This is a genomic window from Roseateles noduli, from assembly GCF_050626985.1.
Classification (GTDB): domain Bacteria; phylum Pseudomonadota; class Gammaproteobacteria; order Burkholderiales; family Burkholderiaceae_C; genus Roseateles; species Roseateles noduli_A.
This window is the reverse complement of the sequence record NZ_CP192463.1, coordinates 5,927,049-5,943,526: the sequence shown is the minus strand read 5'-3', so window position 1 is coordinate 5,943,526 and position 16,478 is coordinate 5,927,049. Positions and strand designations below refer to the sequence as shown.

Sequence of the window (16,478 nt, the reverse complement as noted above, 5' to 3'; positions counted from 1 at the left end):
ACGTTCAGACGCCGCCGCGATAGCTGCCCTGGTCGGCCGAGAGGCCGGCCTTGACGCCGCGCGACAGTTCGTCGGCGTAGACCTCGTCGCGACCCGCGGCGATCGCGTCCAGCACCTGCTGCGCGACGTCGAGCGGATCGGCCTTCGGCGCGTCGAGGCGGGCCGTCATGTCCGTGTCCATGAAGCCCACGTGCAGTGCGACGACCGACGTGCCCTGCTCCTTCAGCTCCAGGCGCAGGCCGTTGGTCACCGACCAGGTCGCCGCCTTCGACACGCTGTAGGTGGCGGCGCCCGTGAGGTTGAGCCAGCTCAGCACCGACAGCACATTCACCACCGCGCCGCCGCCCTGCGCCTTCAGCACGGGCGCGAAGGCGCGCGTCAATTCCAGGGGACCGACGACGTTGGTCTCGAACTCGTCGCGCAGCGCCGCCAGCGCGTTGTCGCCCAGCAGCGGCGAGCCGCGCGAGATGCCCGCGTTGTTGATCAGCAGCGTGACGTCGCCTGCGGCGCGCACGGCGGCTTCGATCTGGTCCGGCTTCGTCACGTCCAGCGTCACCGGCACGACGCCGGGCAGATCGATCGACGACGGATCCCGCGCGGCGGCGTAGATCTTCTTCACGCCGGCGGCCTGCAGCGCCTTGACGAAGCTCTTGCCCAGACCGCGATTGGCGCCGGTGACGAAGGCGACGGTGTTCTTGAAGTCCATGATGAATCCTTGGCGAATGGCGAATGGCGAATGGGGAACGGGGAACGGGGAACGGGGAAACGAAGGGATGAGCGGCGCTGTCGGGTGGGAGGACGCCGGGATCAGACGCGCTCGAGCACCGTGGCGATGCCCTGCCCACCGCCGATGCACTGCGTGGCGACGGCGTAACGACCGCCGGTGCGCTGCAGCAGCGCGGCCGCCTTGCCGGTGATGCGCGCGCCGGTTGCGCCCAGCGGATGCCCGATGGCCAGGCCGCCGCCGTCGAGGTTCACTCGTTCCGGGTCCAGGCCCAGATCGCGGATGCAGGCCAGCGCCTGCGAGGAGAAAGCCTCGTTGAGCTCGACCACATCGATCTGGTCGACGCTCAGGCCGGCACGCTTGAGCGCCAGTTGCGTCGCGGGCACGGGACCGATGCCCATCACCGCCGGATCGACGCCGACGCTGGCGAAGCTGACGACGCGCGCCAGCGGCGCGATGCCATGGCGACGGGCGAAGTCCTCGGTGCAGACCAGCACGACCGATGCGCCGTCGGTCAGCGGCGACGAGGTACCCGCCGTGACCACGCCGTCCGGTCGGAACACCGGCTTCAACGAGGCGAGTGCCTCCAGCGTCGTGCCGGGACGGATGCAGCCGTCTTCGTCGACCGTCTCGCCGGCGGCATTGACCACCGGCACGATCTCTTCGCGCAGCAGCCCATCGGCGCGCGCCGCGGCCGCCTTGCGATGGGAGGCCAGCGCGAACGCCTCCTGATCCGCGCGGCTCACCTCCCAGCGCTGGGCGACGTTCTCGGCCGTATCGCCCATGGAGATATACGCGTCGGTGTCGGCCTGCAGCGCCGGATGCGGCGAGAAATTGAAGCCGCCCTGCGGCACGAAGGTCATCGACTCGACGCCGACGCAGAGGTAGGCCTCGCCGATGCCGGCCTCCAGGTTCGCGGCGGCGATGTGCACCGCCTGCATCGACGAGCCGCAGAAGCGGTTCACCGTCATGCCCGGCACGCTGTGCGGCAGGCCCGCCAGCAGGCCCACGATGCGCGCCAGGTTGTTGCCCTGCGCGGCCTCCGGATAGGCGCAGCCCAGGATCACGTCCTCGATCTCCGCGCCGGCCACGCCGGTGCGCGCCAGCAGCCCGCGCACAGCCTGCGCGGCCAGATCGTCGGGCCGCGTCTGGGCCAGCGCCCCCTTCTTCGCGAAATGGAACGGCGTACGGGCGTAGGCGGCGATCAGCGCTTTCATTCACGTCTCCTTGAGCGTTTCAATGTCGCTCGACATGAATAATGTAATGTCGACCGTCATCGAAACGCAGCGGGGTACTGGTCTTGCCCCTGGTGACGAAGGGGATGTAGGTACGCGCAGCCCCGGATCCCCCATGTCCACGGGGGAAAGTCCCGACCCCGGCTTCAGCCGCGCTTCAGCCTTGCCGCGCACCGTGAGGGCTCGCGGGGTTGGCGCTTGGAGGTCGGCATGGAGCACCTGTCGTGGAGGACTTGGCGGAGGATCGTCGGCGTGGCCTTGGCCGCCGGCATCGCGAGCGTCGCTGGCATTGCTTCGGCGGCACCGGAGGCGGACCCGGCCGCGTCGGCGCCGCGGCCGGCGCTGGCCCTGGCTCCGGTATCCCCATCGGCATCGGAAGCGGCCACGTCAGCCGAGCGAGCCCGCCAGCCGCTCGCGCTGCAGGCTTCGCTCGCGGCCTTGCGGAGCCGCCTGCGGGCGACGGCGACCGGCGTACCGGAGGGCGCCAGATCCAACGTGATGCTGAACCGGAGCTTCGACATCCAGGTCATTGAACTTCCGCGCGAGGGTGCGCCCATCGGCCCTCCGCCCAAGCGTGCGCATCACGCGCTGAGCATCGGCATGGAGGGCCCGAAGCAGATGTTGCGGGGGCTTGGACTGGACGCCACCGAGTGCGCCGCGCGCTTCCGCATGCCGTCGAAGCTGAGCCGCAAGGGTGACGGATCGGCGCAGATCGACGTCACTGCCCAATTGGGCATGGGCTGCAAGTTCTGAAGTCCTCGGTATCCCCCCGGAAGTCCTCGGTAGCAAAACCGGGGAAGTACGGTGGTGTCTGGGGACGGCATTGCTGGGGGTTCAGGCGCTTGCCGCCTGGGCCCCCTGCAATGGCGGCCAACGCCTCGGCAGCCGCAGGTGGGTGGTCGCCCGAACGCCCGAACGACGCCCCTACGCGTACAACGTCGCGCGACCTTCCCGGACGAAGCCTGCAAGCCGTAGCCCACAGGACTGCGCCGTCCGGATCGCCAGGTGCGTCGGGGCGCTCACGGCGGCCAGCATTGGCATGCCGGCGATGGCGGCCTTCTGGACCATCTCGAAGCTGGCTCGGCTGGTGACTGCGGCGAAGCCTTGCGACGCGTCGATGCTGGCTTTGGCCATCGCGCCGATCAGCTTGTCGAGCGCGTTGTGGCGGCCGACGTCTTCGCGCACGAGGACGACTTCGCCATCCGGGCGGCACCAGGCCGCCGCGTGGATGCCGCCGGTGCGTTGCTGCAGCGGCTGTGCCGCGGCCAGCTCGCGCATCGCGCGCGACAGCGCCGGCACGAGGGCTGCGGTGTCGCCGAGGGCGGCCGGCAGCGGCGGCACCGGCCGATCCGGCACGCGGAAGACCTGATCGAGGTTGTCGGTGCCGCAGAGCCCGCATCCGGTGCGGCCGGCCATGCTGCGGCGGCGTTCCTTGAGCAGCGCTTCGCAGCGCGCCGTGACGCGCAGCTGCAGCGCGACGCCGTTGGGCCGCGTTCGCACTTCCACGTCGAGCAGGTCGGCCGGCGAGGCCAGCAATCCTTCGGTCAGCGAGAAGCCGAGCGCGAAGTCCTCGAGGTCCAGCGGCGTCGCCAGCATCACCGCGTGAGACAGTCCGTTGTACTCGAGCGCGATCGGGACTTCCTCGGCGACGAACTCCTCGTCCGCCGCGCGCGTGGCGCCAAGCCGCTCGGGCCGCACCGCGATCAACGCGGACGGCAGCGGCGCGTCGTCCTCCGCGTCCGGCAGGGCGCAGGCGTCGTTGATCGGGTCGATCGTCGCGTCGTTCGGTGCGTCGTTCGGCGCGTTGCTCGTCGCGCCCTTCGGCGCACCGTTCACGGTGTCGTTCATGGCGGCGGCCTCGCTGCGTTGCCGGTGTCGGCCTCTCCGTCGCCCCGCCCGGCCGGCGTGATCCTCGCGATCCAGCGCCCGTCCTCATCGACATGCAACCGGACCCAGCCCGGCCCCTGCTGGTCGCCGACGCGCGCATCGCTCATCAGCGTATAGAGCCGCAGCAGCACGCTGACACGCAGCCCCGTGCGCTTGGCCAGCCGCGGCAGCGAGACGCCGTTGCCGGCATCCAGCTCCGCCAGCGTTTCCAGCGCGAAACGCGCCTGCGCGGCCATGTCGCCGTCGTCCTCGCTCCCGTCCTCGACCTGGCGGTCCGGACCGTCTTGGACTTCAGCGGCGGGCGCGTCGGCGCGGTTCATCGCCGATGCCTCAGGCGTGCGCCCCGGCCACCGAGCGCGCCTGGTCCTGCGGCAGCGGCGCGTCCTGCTCGCGCAGCGTCAGCACCACCGGGATGGACTTCGACGTCGGCGTGCCCGCGCCGATGGACACGCTGCTCAGCGGCACCAGCGCGTTGGTCTCCGGGAAGTAGCTGGCCAGGCAGCCGCGCGGGATGTCGTACTCGATGAGCACGAACTTCTCGGCGCGACGCGTGTCGCCGTCGCTGTAGACGCTGGTGATGTCGACCCACTGGCCGGCCTTCATGCCGATCGCCTTCAGGTCTTCCCGGTTGATGAACACCACGCGACGATGGCCCCAGACACCGCGGTAGCGATCGTCCATGCCGTAGATCGTCGTGTTGTACTGATCGTGCGAGCGTACCGTCGCCAGATTGAAGACCACCGTCTTCTCATCGCGCATCCGCGCGCGCGCCTGGTGCAGCGGCGTGTCCGTCGGCAACTGGTAGGCGATGAAGTTGGCCTTGCCGGTCGGCGTGTTCCAGACGCGTTCCGACGCGGTGTTGCGCAGGCGGAAGCCGCCCGGCGTCTTGATCTTGTCGTTGAAACCCTTGAAGTCGTCGAAGACCTCTTCGATCTTGTCGCGGATGCGCGAGTAGTCCTCCACCAGCCACATCCACGGCGTCTTCGAACGACCCTTCAGCGTCGCCGCGGCCAGGCGTGCCACGATCATCGGCTCCGACAGCAGGTGCTCCGAGGCCGGCGCGTTCATGCCGCTGGAGATGTGGACCATGCTCATCGAGTCTTCCACCGTCACGCCCTGCGGGCCGGTGGCCTGCATGTCGATCTCGGTGCGACCCAGGCAGGGCAGCACCAGCGCCTCCTTGCCGTGGATCGTGTGGCTGCGGTTGAACTTGGTGGTCACATGGACGGTCAGGTCGGTGGACCGCAGCGCCTTCCACGTCGCGATCGTGTCAGGCGTCGCCGCGGCGAAGTTGCCGCCCAGCGCGAAGAACACCTTGCCCTTGCCGTCGAGCATCGCCTGGATGGACTCGACGGTGCCGTAGCCGTTCTCGCGCGGCGGCTCGAAGCCGAACACCTGGCCCAGGCGGTCCAGCAGCGCCTTGGGCGGCTTCTCGTAGATGCCCATCGTGCGGTCGCCCTGCACGTTGGAATGGCCGCGCACCGGGCAGGCGCCCGCGCCTTCCCGGCCCAGGTTGCCGCGCAGCATCAGCAGCGCCGCGATGTGCTGGATGGTCGCGACCGAATGCTGGTGCTGCGTGATGCCCATGCCCCAGCAGATGATCACGCGCTTGGCCTGCGCGTAGAGGTCGCCGGCGGCGCAGAGCTGCTCCTGCGACAGGCCGGATTCGGCCTCCAGCGCTTCCCAGCTTTCGGCCCGGATGCTGGCCTCGAATTCCTCGATGCCGTTGGTGTGCTCGGCGATGAAGCCCAGGTCCAGCACGCGTTCGCCGCCGGCGGCGACCGCCGCGTCGTCGAGCTCGAAGACGCGCTTGCACAGCGCCTTCATGACGGCCATGTCGCCGCCGATGCGCAGCTGGAAATAGTTGGTCGAGATCGGCGTGCTGCCCAGCGTCGCCATCTCCATCTTGTCCTGCGGATCGGCGAAGCGCTCCAGGCCGCGCTCGCGCAGCGGGTTGAAGCTGACGATCTTGCAGCCGCGCTTGGACGCCTCGCGCAGCTCGCCCAGCATGCGCGGGTGGTTCGTGCCGGGGTTCTGGCCGAAGATGAAGATCGCGTCCGCCTGCTCGAAGTCGTGCAGCGTCACCGTGCCCTTGCCGATGCCGATCGTCGGCTTCAGGCCCTGGCCGCTGGGCTCGTGGCACATGTTCGAGCAGTCGGGGAAGTTGTTGGTGCCGAACTCGCGCACGAACAGCTGGTAGAGGAACGCGGCCTCGTTGCTGGCGCGGCCCGAGGTATAGAACATCGCCTCGTTGGGGCTCTGCAGCGCGTTCAGGCGCGCGGCGATCAGCTCGAAGGCGTCGTCCCAGGCGATCGGCGTGTAGCGGTCCGTGGCGCGGTCGTAGACCAGCGGTTCGGTGATGCGGCCGAGGTTCTCGAGGTCGTAGTCGGACCACTCGGCCAGCTCGCTGACGGTGTGTCCGCCCAGCACGGTGGCCGTGGCGCGATGCGCGGTCGCCTCGGCGGCGATGGCCTTGGCCCCGTTCTCGCAGAACTCGAAGGTCGAGCGGTGATCCCGGTCGGGCCACGCGCAGCCGGGGCAGTCGAAGCCGTCCGGCTGGTTGGCCGACAGCAGCGTCTTGGCGCCCTTCATCGCGACGCCCTGCTGTTGCAGGTGCTTGGCGACGCTGCGCAACGCGCCCCAACCGCCGGCCGGTCCCTTGTAGAAATGGATCTTCTGGTCGCTCATGTGTACCCCCGGTTTGATCGGGCCACGGCCCGTTCAAACCACCCCCCGTGGGGGTGGCGGGCCGGCTCGGGGCGGCCCGGCGCTCGGCCCGCCCCTCGCTAAAAAGGAGGAATGGCAGACCGAGGTCTGCCATCGTGTTCACAGTATCGGCGCTGGCAGTCAGCGCCGTGCAGTGAGGGTCAAGAGAAGAACTTCGCGGCGCTCAGCAGCGTGCGATAGATGCCCCAGGCCAGCGGGATGCCCACGGCCAGCCAGGCCAGCGCGACCAGCGCGGTCGGCGTGGCGCGGCCGGCGCCCGGGCCGCTGCCCACTTCGGCGGCGGCGGCCTTCTCGTGCGCCAGCTTCTTCTCGACGGCCAGTTCGGCGTCGGTCATGAAGTGCTTGTCGGCGACCGGACGGATGGCCAGGTTGGCCAGCAGGCCGATGACCAGCATGCCCACCAGGATGTACATCGTCTGGTTGTAGACCTGCTCGCGCGGGATGCCCAGGCCCAGCTGGTAGTCGCGCATGTAGTTCACGACGATCGGGCCGAGGATGCCGGCGGTGGCCCACGCGGTCAGCAGGCGGCCGTGGATCGCGCCCACCATCTGCGTGCCGAACAGGTCACCCAGGTAGGCCGGCACGGTGGCGAAGCCGCCGCCGTACATCGACAGGATGATGCAGACCGCGCCGACGAAGGCCAGCTTGTGACCCGCGGCCGCGCTGCTCGGCAGGCTGGCGTACAGCAGGCCGCCCAGCACGAAGAACACGGTGTAGGTGAGCTTGCGGCCCAGCTTGTCCGACAGCGAGGCCCACACGAAGCGGCCGCCGATGTTGAACAGGCTCAGCAGGGCGGTGAAGCCGCCGGCGATCGCGGCGATCGCGGCCAGCTGCGTCTTGTCGAGCTCGGCGAACTTGGCTTCCACGCCGATCAGCGCGCCGCCGAAGATCTCCTGCAGCATCGGGCTGGCCATGCCGATCACGCCGATGCCGGCGGACACGTTCATGCACAACACGATCCAGACCAGCCAGAACTGCGGGATGCCCCACACCTTCTTCACGTGCACGTGGCGCTGCGTGATCATGGTGTTGGCGGCCTGCGCCGCCGGCGGGGTCCAGCCCGCGGGCTTCCAGCCGGTGGGCGGCACGCGGTAACCCAGCGCGCCGGCGACCATGAACAGGAAGTACACGACGGCCATGACGACGAAGGTCTGCATCACGCCCGCGTCGGTCGGGGTGGCGAAATGCTTCATCAGCTCGACGGCCAGCGGCGAACCGATCATCGCGCCGCCGCCGAAGCCCATGATGGCCATGCCGGTCGCCATGCCGCGGCGGTCCGGGAACCACTTGATCAGCGTCGACACGGGCGAGATGTAGCCCAGGCCCAGGCCGATGCCGCCGATCACGCCGGAGCCCAGGATCATCATCCAGAACTGGTGGGTGTGGATGCCGATCGCGGAGATCAGCATGCCGCCGCACCAGCACACGGCCGAGACCAGGCCGGCCTTGCGGGGACCGGCGCGTTCGAGCCAGCCGCCCCAGATCGCGGCGGCGCAACCCAGGAACACGAAGAACAGCGTGTACATCCAGCCCAGGGTGGCGACGCTCCAGTCGCACTCGGTGGTGAACAGCTGGGCGAAGAAGCCCACATCCTTGCCGCACGCGGCGCCGGTGCCGGCGGTCTGCAGCATCTTGGAGAGCGGCAGCCAGAACACCGAGAAGCCGTAGGCCATCCCGATGCACAGGTGGATGGCGAGCGCGCTCGGCGGCACCAGCCAGCGGTTGAAACCAGGAGCGGCGATGGTGCGCTCCTTGTCCAGCCAGCTCGAGCCGGCGGATCCGCCGCCCTGATCGGTCAGCACAGTAGACATGGGTCCTCCTCAAACAATGAAAGGCGGCCGCGACGCGGCCCGCTGAACACGAACGGCGCCGAACCCTCAAACGGCGCCGATCGACCGCGTCCCGTGTTCCGGCGTCCCCGTCCCTTTCGGCATCAAGAAACCGTTAGGGCAACGGTATCTGGTGACACGCTGAAAAAGTTGGGGCAGAACGCTCGCGGCGGTCGCGATCTTGACGCATGTCAGTGACATCCCTTGACAACCACACATAGCGAGCGGACATCTATCGCACGAAACCGACAGCCGGCGTCTATGAAACGCCCGGCGGTAACCGAATGTGCTTTGGTGAATTTGGGCGATCAACGCACACCACCCCCTGGAGCGGGTGTCCACCCCAGGTGGCTCGGGGGACGTCCAGGCACCAGGGCGATTGTTGAGGTCCCCACAACGGTGCGTTGCGCTATGGATCATTTATGCGATCGGGGTGAATGCCTATTGTTCATAGGTTTCCCGTCTCCGAAGGCGTCCATCAGCGCCTTCTTCACCGGACCGCCCTTCACGGGCCGTCCGGTTTTTCTTTGGGCGTCCGGCGGCGCGGGGATCGCCGCTTGCCCCGATGAACACGCGGATGTATCGGGGTGCAACTTGCCGTTTGTCCTACAAATCCTCGCGCCATCAGACGACGTCGGACGCCCCGACCACCGTCCAAAGTAGGTCCTAACCGATCTCCACCGATCGGCCCCTCAAGCCCAAAGGAGAGACCACATGAACGCGACCAAATCCCTCGTCACCGGTGCCGTTGCCCTGACCGCCTTTGCCAGCGTGCTGGGCCTGGCCTATGCGCAGGTCGAGAACTCGACCGAGTCGACCCCGACGCAAGCGACGCAGGAACAGTACCCCGCGACCCAGACCGAGCAGCAGGCGCCTGCCGACCAGAGCATGACGCCGGCCGACCAATCGAACGCCGCGACCACGCAGCAGAACCAGACCACGCCTGAAGCGCAGTCGCAGCAGACCCAGCCCTCGTCCACGGACCAATGGCAGAACCAGCAGCCGGCCACGCAAGACCCGCTGCCGGCCGATCCGACCAGCGCCGGCACGCCGGCTCCCCGCGCCGACCGCAACTGATCGGTGGGTTCGCACCGCCGCCACGCCCGGACCTGACCTTTCCTGAAAGCCCCCCATGCTGCGCGCCTCCAGCGGGTACTTCTTCAGCGATCCGCCGCCACCGAAGCCCCTCCGGCCGGTTGCGGGCTGGATCCCGGAGCACCTGCGGGAACGCGCGGGATGGGCGGCACAGGGACTGGCGCTGGGCCTGGCCGGCGCGCTGCTGGCCTGGCCGGCGGCCACCTTCCTGATGAAGCAGCTGCGACCGGTTCCGCCCGTCGTGGCCCGTCACACCACCCCCACACCGGTCCAGCCGGTCGTCCACGCCCCCGCGCCAGTGTTGCGGACCGGCAAGGCCGACTTCGGCAAGACCAAGGTTTCCAAACAGGCCCGCCAGCTCGCCCAATGGGTGATGGCAGGCTGGGATCACAACGGACGACCGTTCGCGATCCTCGACAAGCGCCAGGCCCAGGTGCTGGTGTTCAACCCCGACGGCAAGCTCCAGGCGACCACGCCGGTGCTGCTGGGTTACGCCGCCGGCGACGACAGCGTCGCGGGCATCGGCCTGCGGCCCATCGCCGAGGTGCGCCCCAGCGAACGCACCACGCCGGCCGGACGCTTCGTCGCGCAGCCCGGCAAGAACGCCGGGCACGAGGACGTGCTCTGGGTCGACTACGAGGCCGCCGTGTCCATGCACCGCGTGCGCCCGATCAATCCCGCGGAGCGTCGCCTGGAACGTCTGGCCTCGCCCACGCCCAAGGACAACCGCATCAGCTTCGGCTGCATCAACATGCCGGTGAAATTCTTCGAGCAGACGCTGTGGCCGACGTTCGGCAAGCGAGGGGGCATCGTGTACGTGCTGCCCGAGAAGAAGGCGATGGAACAGGTCTTCGCCGAGCAGATGCGCCGCGCCAAGGCCGGACCGTCCACGTGACGCGCGGTCGATGACCGCCCCGCGTCCGCGGCTCGACACCGCGCCTCATCTCCCGCTCTCCCCGTTCTCGACCCGGTCCGCGCTTGCGCTGGCAATCGCCATCGCGCTCGCCGCCGGCCTCGCGGCGCCCACGCAGGCCCAGGTGAGCCGCGCGACCGTGCGCGGCCTCGTGACCGCGCCGGCCGGCGTTCCGCCCGGCGGGCTGTCGATCATCGCCACCAACAGCGCCAACGGCGCCCGCTACCGGACCAGCACGCGGGCCGACGGGCGTTATGCACTGATCGGGCTGGCGCCGGGCGAGTACGTCGTCAGCGTCGCCGCCGCCGACGGCGCGCCGATCAGGACCGAACGCATCACGCTGTCCGTCGGCGAGAGCGCGTCGCTCGACCTCGGCGCCGCGCCCGCGCCGAACACGCCGGACGCGATCCAGCTCGGCACGGTGACCGTCGAGGGCAACGCCAGCCGGCAGGGCGTCAAGGACTCGCAGCTCGGCACGGTCGTGTCGCAGCGCATGATCGAGGCGCTGCCGCAGAACACGCGCAACTTCCTCAGCGCGGCGGACCTCGCGCCGGGCGTCGCGTTCTCGACCGACTCCAGCGGCCTGAGCCGCGTGCAATCGGGCGCGCAGGACTTCGACCACCTGAACGTCTTCATCGACGGCGTGGGCCAGAAGAACAACATCCTGCGCGGCGGCGTCAGCGGCCAGTCGGACACGCGCGGCAATCCGTTCCCGCAATCGGCGATCGCCGAATACAAGGTGCTGACGCAGAACTACAAGGCCGAGTTCGACCAGGTCAGCAGCGCGGCGATCACGGCGGTGACGAAGTCCGGCACCAATGAATTCCACGGCGAGATCTACAGCGACCGCACCGGCACCAACTGGCGGGCGAAGAACTCGCTGGAGAAGGAGCGCGAGGCCCAGGGCATCGCGCGCCCGTCGTCCGAGAAGTACGAATACGGCGGCAGCGTCGGCGGTCCGATCGTCAAGGACAAGCTGCATTTCTTCGTCGCCTACGACGCGAAGCGGATCGAGGACTCGCGCCAGATCGCCGGCCAGAACTTCGAGAAGCTGCCCAACGCCGGCATCGTGCCGGAGCTGCTGGCGCGACGCGGCAGCCAGGTCGACCCGTTCCACGAGGACCTGTTCTTCGGCAAGCTCGACGCGCAGCTCGACGACGAGCATCGCCTGACCCTCAGCGCGCGGCTGCGGCGCGAGACCGACCGCATCGCCGAGGACCGCAACCTCTCGCTGCCCGGCAACGACAAGGAGCGCCGCAACGACGAGACGCGCATCGACCTGAAGCACGAGTGGTCGCGCGACGACTGGCTCAGCGAGGCCCGCATCGGTTACGAGGACTACCTCTGGAATCCGAAGTCGGCATCCGAGACGGCGCTGGTCCGCTACAAGGTGTCGACGGCGTCGCCGCAGGTGCTGACGGCCTCGCAGGACGTGATCCTGGACGGCGGCTCGCCGGACGCGCAGCGGCGCAAGCAGCGCGGCACCTTCGTCTCCGAGGAGTTGACCTACACCGGCATCGACGGCCACGTGATCAAGGGCGGCGTGAAGCTCAAGGACATGCGCTACGACCTCAGCGGCACGGCCAACTCGGTCGACGGCGTCGACGTGCTGATCGACAACGTCACCGGCCTGCCCTACTGGGACGGCACGAACTGCACCGGCACCAACGTCTCCAACAACGGCAGCACCAGCGACCAGTGCAACATCCGGCGCGCGGCGGCGCCGTCGGTGGCCAGCTTCAAGAACAAGCAGTGGGGGCTTTACCTGCAGGACGACTGGAGCCTCACACCCAAGCTCGAGCTCAACCTCGGCGTCCGCTGGGACTACGAGGACAACATGCTCAACAACGCGTATGCGACGCCGGCCGACCGCATCGCGGCGCTGATGGCGCCGGACGTGACGCGTTACGGCATCGTCCCGACGACGGGCCAGACCTATGCGCAGTCGCTGGCCAAGGGCGGCATCGACGTGTCGCAGTACATCAGCAGCGGCAACTCCCGCAAGGCGTTCAAGAACGCGATCGCGCCGCGCGTGGGGTTCTCCTACGACGTCTTCGGCAACCGGGACACGGTGGTCTTCGGCGGCTACGGCCGCAGCTACGACCGCACGATGGCCAATCACGCGCTCGACGAACTGCAGAAGAACCAGTCGCCCGGCGGCGAGATCTGGCTGATCCGCAACGATCTGAAGATGCCTTACGCGGACCAGTTCAGCATCGGGCTGCGACAGGCGCTCACCAAGACCTGGAACGGCGAGATCGCGCTCAGCCGCGTCGAGGCGAAGAACCAGTTCGTCTGGTTCAGCGGCAACCGCGACGCCACCGGCGGCTTCGCGCAGCAGTCGGCGATCGATCCGCTGTGGGGCGGGCCGGACGGCTACGGGCAGGTGGTGCTGGGCGACTCGATCGGCCGCACGCGCACCGACGCCGTGTTCGTGAAGGCGGAGAAGCCGTACTCGGAATCCTCCGGCTGGACGGCGACGCTGGCCTACACCTACAGCGACGCGAAGACGACCAACCTCCAGTGGAGCAACGATACCTTCGACTGGACCTACGGCCGCGCGGGTCGCGGCTGGAATCCCAGCACGCTGGTCGACAGGCACCGCCTGGTCGGCGCGTTCATGACGGACAAGCTGCTGCCGTGGGGACTGACCTTCTCCGCCAAGGGCACGTATGCGAGCGGCTTCCCGCGCCGCATGACGAATTGCATCGGCGGCACGCCGCAGTGCTTCCTCGTCGAAGGCGAGTCGCCGAGCTTCCGTCAGGTCGACATCAGCATCGGCAAGGCCTTCAAGTACGGCATCCACCAGGTCGCGCTGCGGCTGGACGTGCTGAACGTGCTCGGCGCCGACAACTACGGCGGCTTCGACGACTGGATCGGCAGTGCGCCGCAGCCGGGGGCGACGCCCAACCGGCTCGGCGGCGACAACCTCAACCTCGACAAGCCCAACAACATCCGCGGAGACAACCGCGCGATGCGGGTGGTGCTGAACTACAAGTTCTGAGGGCTTCGCTTCGGTCGTCCGCCACCGCGTTTCATCGGCGGCGGACGAGTTGCATGACGCCGCGTGGCATCGCGCCGCGCCGCCCTCGTGGCGCGTCGGCTCGTGATCAGCGCAGCGGCCGGAAGGCCGCGCGCAGTTCCTCGGCGAAAAGCTGCGGCTCTTCCCACGCCGCGAAGTGGCCGCCCTTCTTCACCTCGTTGAAGTAGCTCAGCGTCGGATACGCCTTCTGCGCCCAGGACTTCGGCGCCTGGTAGATCTCGCCGGGGAACACGGTCACCGCGACGGGCACCTTGATCTCCCGCGTGCGCTGCTCGACGACGTTGAAGTTGTTGTTGTTGTTTTCCCAGTACAGCTGCGAGCCCGAGGTCCCGGTGTTGGTCAGCCAGTACAGCGTGATGTCGTCGAGCATCTCGTCCCTCGACAGCGAACGCTCCGGCACGCCGCCGCTGAAGGTCCAGTCGGCGAACTTGTCGTAGATCCACGCGGCCTGGCCGGACGGCGAGTCCGACAGGCTGTAGCCCAGCGTCTGCGGCCGCGTGACCATCATCCCGGCGTAGCCGCCGCCGCGCGTGTACAGGCGGTTCATCGATTCGTAGGCGGCCTTCTCCTTCGCGGAGAGGCTGGCCGGCGCGGGCTTGCCGCTCTTGATCGAGGCGGCGATGTCCGCGGGCACGGTGGCCGGCATGTTCACGTGGATGCCGAGCAGCCCTTGCGGCGCCAGACGGCCCTGCGCCTGCGCGACGACCGAGCCCCAGTCACCGCCCTGCGACACGTACTGCGTGTAGCCGAGGCGCTTCATCAGCACGTCCCACGCACGCGCCATGCGCTCGGGGCCCCAGCCGGTGCCGGTCGGCTTGCCGGAGAAGCCGTAGCCCGGCATCGACGGGATGACGATGTCGAAGGCGTCCGAGGCCTGGCCGCCGTGCGCGGTCGGGTCGGTCAGCGGATCGATGATCTTCAGCTGCTCGAAGACCGAGCCCGGCCAACCATGCGTGACGATGAGCGGCAAGGCGCCGGGATGCTTCGAGCGCACGTGGATGAAGTGGATGTCCAGCCCGTCGATGCGGGTCACGAATTGCGGATAGGCATTCAGCCTGGCTTCGGCCTTGCGCCAGTCGTAGTCCGTGCCCCAGTAACGCACGAGGTCCTGGAAGCCCGCGAGCTGCACGCCTTGCGAGCGGTCGTCGACCGTCTCGCGATCGGGGAAACGCGTCGCCGCGATGCGCTGGCGCAGGTCGACCAGCGCGGCCTCGGGAATGGCGGTCTGGAAGGGGCGGATCGTGGTGTCTTCGGCGGCATCGCGCGGCGCGGAGACGGCGGTCGGCGCCTGGGTCTGCGCGCTGCTGGCGACGGGGAACAGGGCGAGGCTGAAGGCGCCCGCGATGGCGGCAGCGGTCGCGGTGACAGCCAGGAGGTGGTGCTTGGCGTTCATGGGACTCCGTGGAGAAGATTCGGCGTGCCGGGATTCGGCACGGGACGAATTTCAGCGGTCGCTGGTATCTCCGACGTGTCCTCGAGCAGGCCTTTTCGTCAGGCCGCGTATGCGGGTCGTTCGCAGATACAAGCGCATACGATTCACTCGCATGCGATCAATATGAAGACTGCCGAAATGACGTTCCGATCGGGGCATGGCGAATGGATGACGCTCGTCGCGCGGCGTATGCTGGGCCGCATCGCAACTCCGTGGTCCGGTGCCATGACGACTGCCCTGCTCATCATCGATCTGCAACGCGCGCTCTGCGTCGGCGAATACGCCTGCCACGACGTCGAGGCCGTGATCGGTCGCATCAACGGCCTGATCGCACAGGCGCGTGACAGCGGCACGCCCGTGGTCTTCGTCCAGCACGAGGAAGAGGGTTACGAGCCGCTGCGTCACGGCAGCGAGGGTTGGCAGATCGACGATCGTCTGCACGTGCGACCGGACGACCGACGCGTGTTCAAGACCTCGCCGGACTCGTTCCACAAGACCGATCTGGACGCAGTGCTGAAGGGCTTGGGCGTGACGCACCTGGTCGTCTGCGGCGCGCAGAGCGACTTCTGCGTCGACACCTCGACGCGCCGCGCGCTGAGCTCGGGCTACGACGTCACGCTGGTCGAGGACGGCCACACGACGATCGCCTACGGCGACCTCACGGCGCCGCAGATCATCGACCACCACACGCTGATCCTGCGCAATCTCAACAGCTTCGGGCCGACGATGGAGGCGAAGAAGGCTGCGGAGATCAGGTTCGAAGCGGCCTGACGCGCGACCCTCGGATCACTTGAGCATCGTTCGGGAGCTGGCAAGCTGCGACAAGGTCATGTCGCACTGATCCACCGTCCCGATGCAGTCGAGCCCGCGGGACTCGACTTCGTTCATCAGGCTCAGCCATGCGTTCAGGCCTTCGAGCGTGACCTTCGTGCGCGAGGTCCGGCTCCAGCCGCGCTCGGCCAGTTGGCCCAGGTAGATCCACGTCTGCCGGCGCGACAGCCCCGACAGCTGCCCGATGCACGCCTGCGACACCGGCAACGCCAGGCTGTTGCCCGCCGTGCCCGCCCGCTGCGAACTGCTCAGCGCCGCCGCCAGGGTCGCCAGCACGCTGATCAGCCGCTGGAAGCCGTTGCCGGCCAGCCGCATCGTGATCTGGTCCTGCAACCGCGACGCGGTCGCCGCGTACAGCTCGCCCGTCGCCGCGTCGCGCTCCGGCGCGTTCGCGTCCTTCATGCGCGGCATCGGGATGTGGATCGTCGTCACGTCGACCAGCGCCGTCACGTCGTAACGCGCCGCCAGCTTGCCCAGCGGCGAGTCCGCCCCGATCACGTCGCCCAGCCACAGCGCCGCCACGGCCACGCGCGTGTCCGCCGCGACCTTCGCCGCCAGGAACGCCGCCCCGCCGCTGATCGCGATCCACTCGGCCAGCGGCGTGCCGGCCTCGATGATCTTCTGGCCGCGCCGATACGTCCGGATCTGGCCGTCGGCCAGCCAGTCGTCGCTCGTCGTGTCCGGTGCGCCGTCGTGCGGCGGCGTCCGCGTCCCTCTCGTGCTCATGATGTGTTCTGCATAAGGTCCGCCGGACAAGGCTCC

The 16,478-nt window shown here is 68.7% G+C and carries 13 protein-coding genes; 5 read left to right on the top strand and 8 right to left on the bottom strand.

Annotated features, from left to right (window positions below):
• Nucleotides 1-4 precede the first annotated feature (4 nt).
• Both ACQ4L4_RS25930 and ACQ4L4_RS25925 read right to left on the bottom strand, forming a co-directional pair.
• Entirely contained in the window at nucleotides 5-706 is a 702-nt protein-coding gene (locus ACQ4L4_RS25930; protein WP_431101659.1) for an SDR family oxidoreductase, read from the bottom strand.
• Between the two features lie 101 nt (nucleotides 707-807).
• A complete protein-coding gene (locus tag ACQ4L4_RS25925; RefSeq protein ID WP_431101658.1) occupies nucleotides 808-1,941 on the bottom strand; it encodes a thiolase family protein in 1,134 nt (377 codons plus the stop codon).
• Between the two features lie 228 nt (nucleotides 1,942-2,169).
• On the opposite strand from ACQ4L4_RS25925, the gene ACQ4L4_RS25920 reads away from it, so the two are divergent.
• Nucleotides 2,170-2,712, top strand: a complete 543-nt coding sequence (locus ACQ4L4_RS25920; RefSeq protein WP_431101657.1) for a hypothetical protein — start codon at nucleotides 2,170-2,172, stop codon at nucleotides 2,710-2,712.
• Nucleotides 2,713-2,883: 171 nt separating this feature from the next.
• On the opposite strand, the gene fdhD is transcribed toward ACQ4L4_RS25920, so the two are convergent.
• The 4 genes from fdhD to ACQ4L4_RS25900 all read right to left on the bottom strand — a co-directional run bounded on the left by fdhD (nucleotide 2,884) and on the right by ACQ4L4_RS25900 (nucleotide 8,384).
• Nucleotides 2,884-3,807: a formate dehydrogenase accessory sulfurtransferase FdhD gene (gene fdhD, locus ACQ4L4_RS25915; RefSeq protein WP_431101656.1), complete on the bottom strand. Its 924-nt coding sequence runs from the start codon at nucleotides 3,805-3,807 to the stop codon at nucleotides 2,884-2,886.
• Nucleotides 3,804-4,166, bottom strand: a complete 363-nt coding sequence (locus tag ACQ4L4_RS25910; protein WP_431101655.1) for a hypothetical protein — start codon at nucleotides 4,164-4,166, stop codon at nucleotides 3,804-3,806. Before ACQ4L4_RS25910 ends, fdhD begins: the two co-directional genes overlap by 4 nt.
• Before the next feature lie 10 nt (nucleotides 4,167-4,176).
• Nucleotides 4,177-6,534, bottom strand: a complete 2,358-nt coding sequence (locus ACQ4L4_RS25905; protein ID WP_431101654.1) for an FdhF/YdeP family oxidoreductase — start codon at nucleotides 6,532-6,534, stop codon at nucleotides 4,177-4,179.
• Between the two features lie 179 nt (nucleotides 6,535-6,713).
• Entirely contained in the window at nucleotides 6,714-8,384 is a 1,671-nt protein-coding gene (locus tag ACQ4L4_RS25900; protein WP_431101653.1) for an OFA family MFS transporter, read from the bottom strand.
• Nucleotides 8,385-9,116: 732 nt separating this feature from the next.
• Here ACQ4L4_RS25900 and ACQ4L4_RS25895 point away from each other — a divergent pair.
• The 3 genes from ACQ4L4_RS25895 to ACQ4L4_RS25885 are packed head-to-tail and all read left to right on the top strand — an operon-like array spanning nucleotide 9,117 to nucleotide 13,414.
• Nucleotides 9,117-9,479 (top strand): hypothetical protein, encoded by a 363-nt coding sequence (locus ACQ4L4_RS25895; protein ID WP_431101652.1) that lies wholly within the window; start codon nucleotides 9,117-9,119, stop codon nucleotides 9,477-9,479.
• A gap of 55 nt (nucleotides 9,480-9,534) precedes the next feature.
• Nucleotides 9,535-10,392: a hypothetical protein gene (locus ACQ4L4_RS25890; protein WP_431101651.1), complete on the top strand. Its 858-nt coding sequence runs from the start codon at nucleotides 9,535-9,537 to the stop codon at nucleotides 10,390-10,392.
• Nucleotides 10,393-10,402: 10 nt separating this feature from the next.
• Entirely contained in the window at nucleotides 10,403-13,414 is a 3,012-nt protein-coding gene (locus ACQ4L4_RS25885) for a TonB-dependent receptor (RefSeq protein WP_431101650.1), read from the top strand.
• Nucleotides 13,415-13,520: 106 nt separating this feature from the next.
• On the opposite strand, the gene ACQ4L4_RS25880 is transcribed toward ACQ4L4_RS25885, so the two are convergent.
• A complete protein-coding gene (locus ACQ4L4_RS25880) occupies nucleotides 13,521-14,846 on the bottom strand; it encodes an epoxide hydrolase family protein (RefSeq protein WP_431101649.1) in 1,326 nt (441 codons plus the stop codon).
• A 264-nt stretch (nucleotides 14,847-15,110) separates the two neighbouring features.
• On the opposite strand from ACQ4L4_RS25880, the gene ACQ4L4_RS25875 reads away from it, so the two are divergent.
• Entirely contained in the window at nucleotides 15,111-15,656 is a 546-nt protein-coding gene (locus tag ACQ4L4_RS25875) for a cysteine hydrolase family protein (RefSeq protein WP_431101648.1), read from the top strand.
• A 15-nt stretch (nucleotides 15,657-15,671) separates the two neighbouring features.
• Here ACQ4L4_RS25875 and ACQ4L4_RS25870 read toward each other — a convergent pair whose 3' ends face one another.
• Complete coding sequence (locus ACQ4L4_RS25870; protein WP_431101647.1) at nucleotides 15,672-16,442, bottom strand: Crp/Fnr family transcriptional regulator; 771 nt, start codon at nucleotides 16,440-16,442, stop codon at nucleotides 15,672-15,674.
• Nucleotides 16,443-16,478 lie beyond the last annotated feature (36 nt).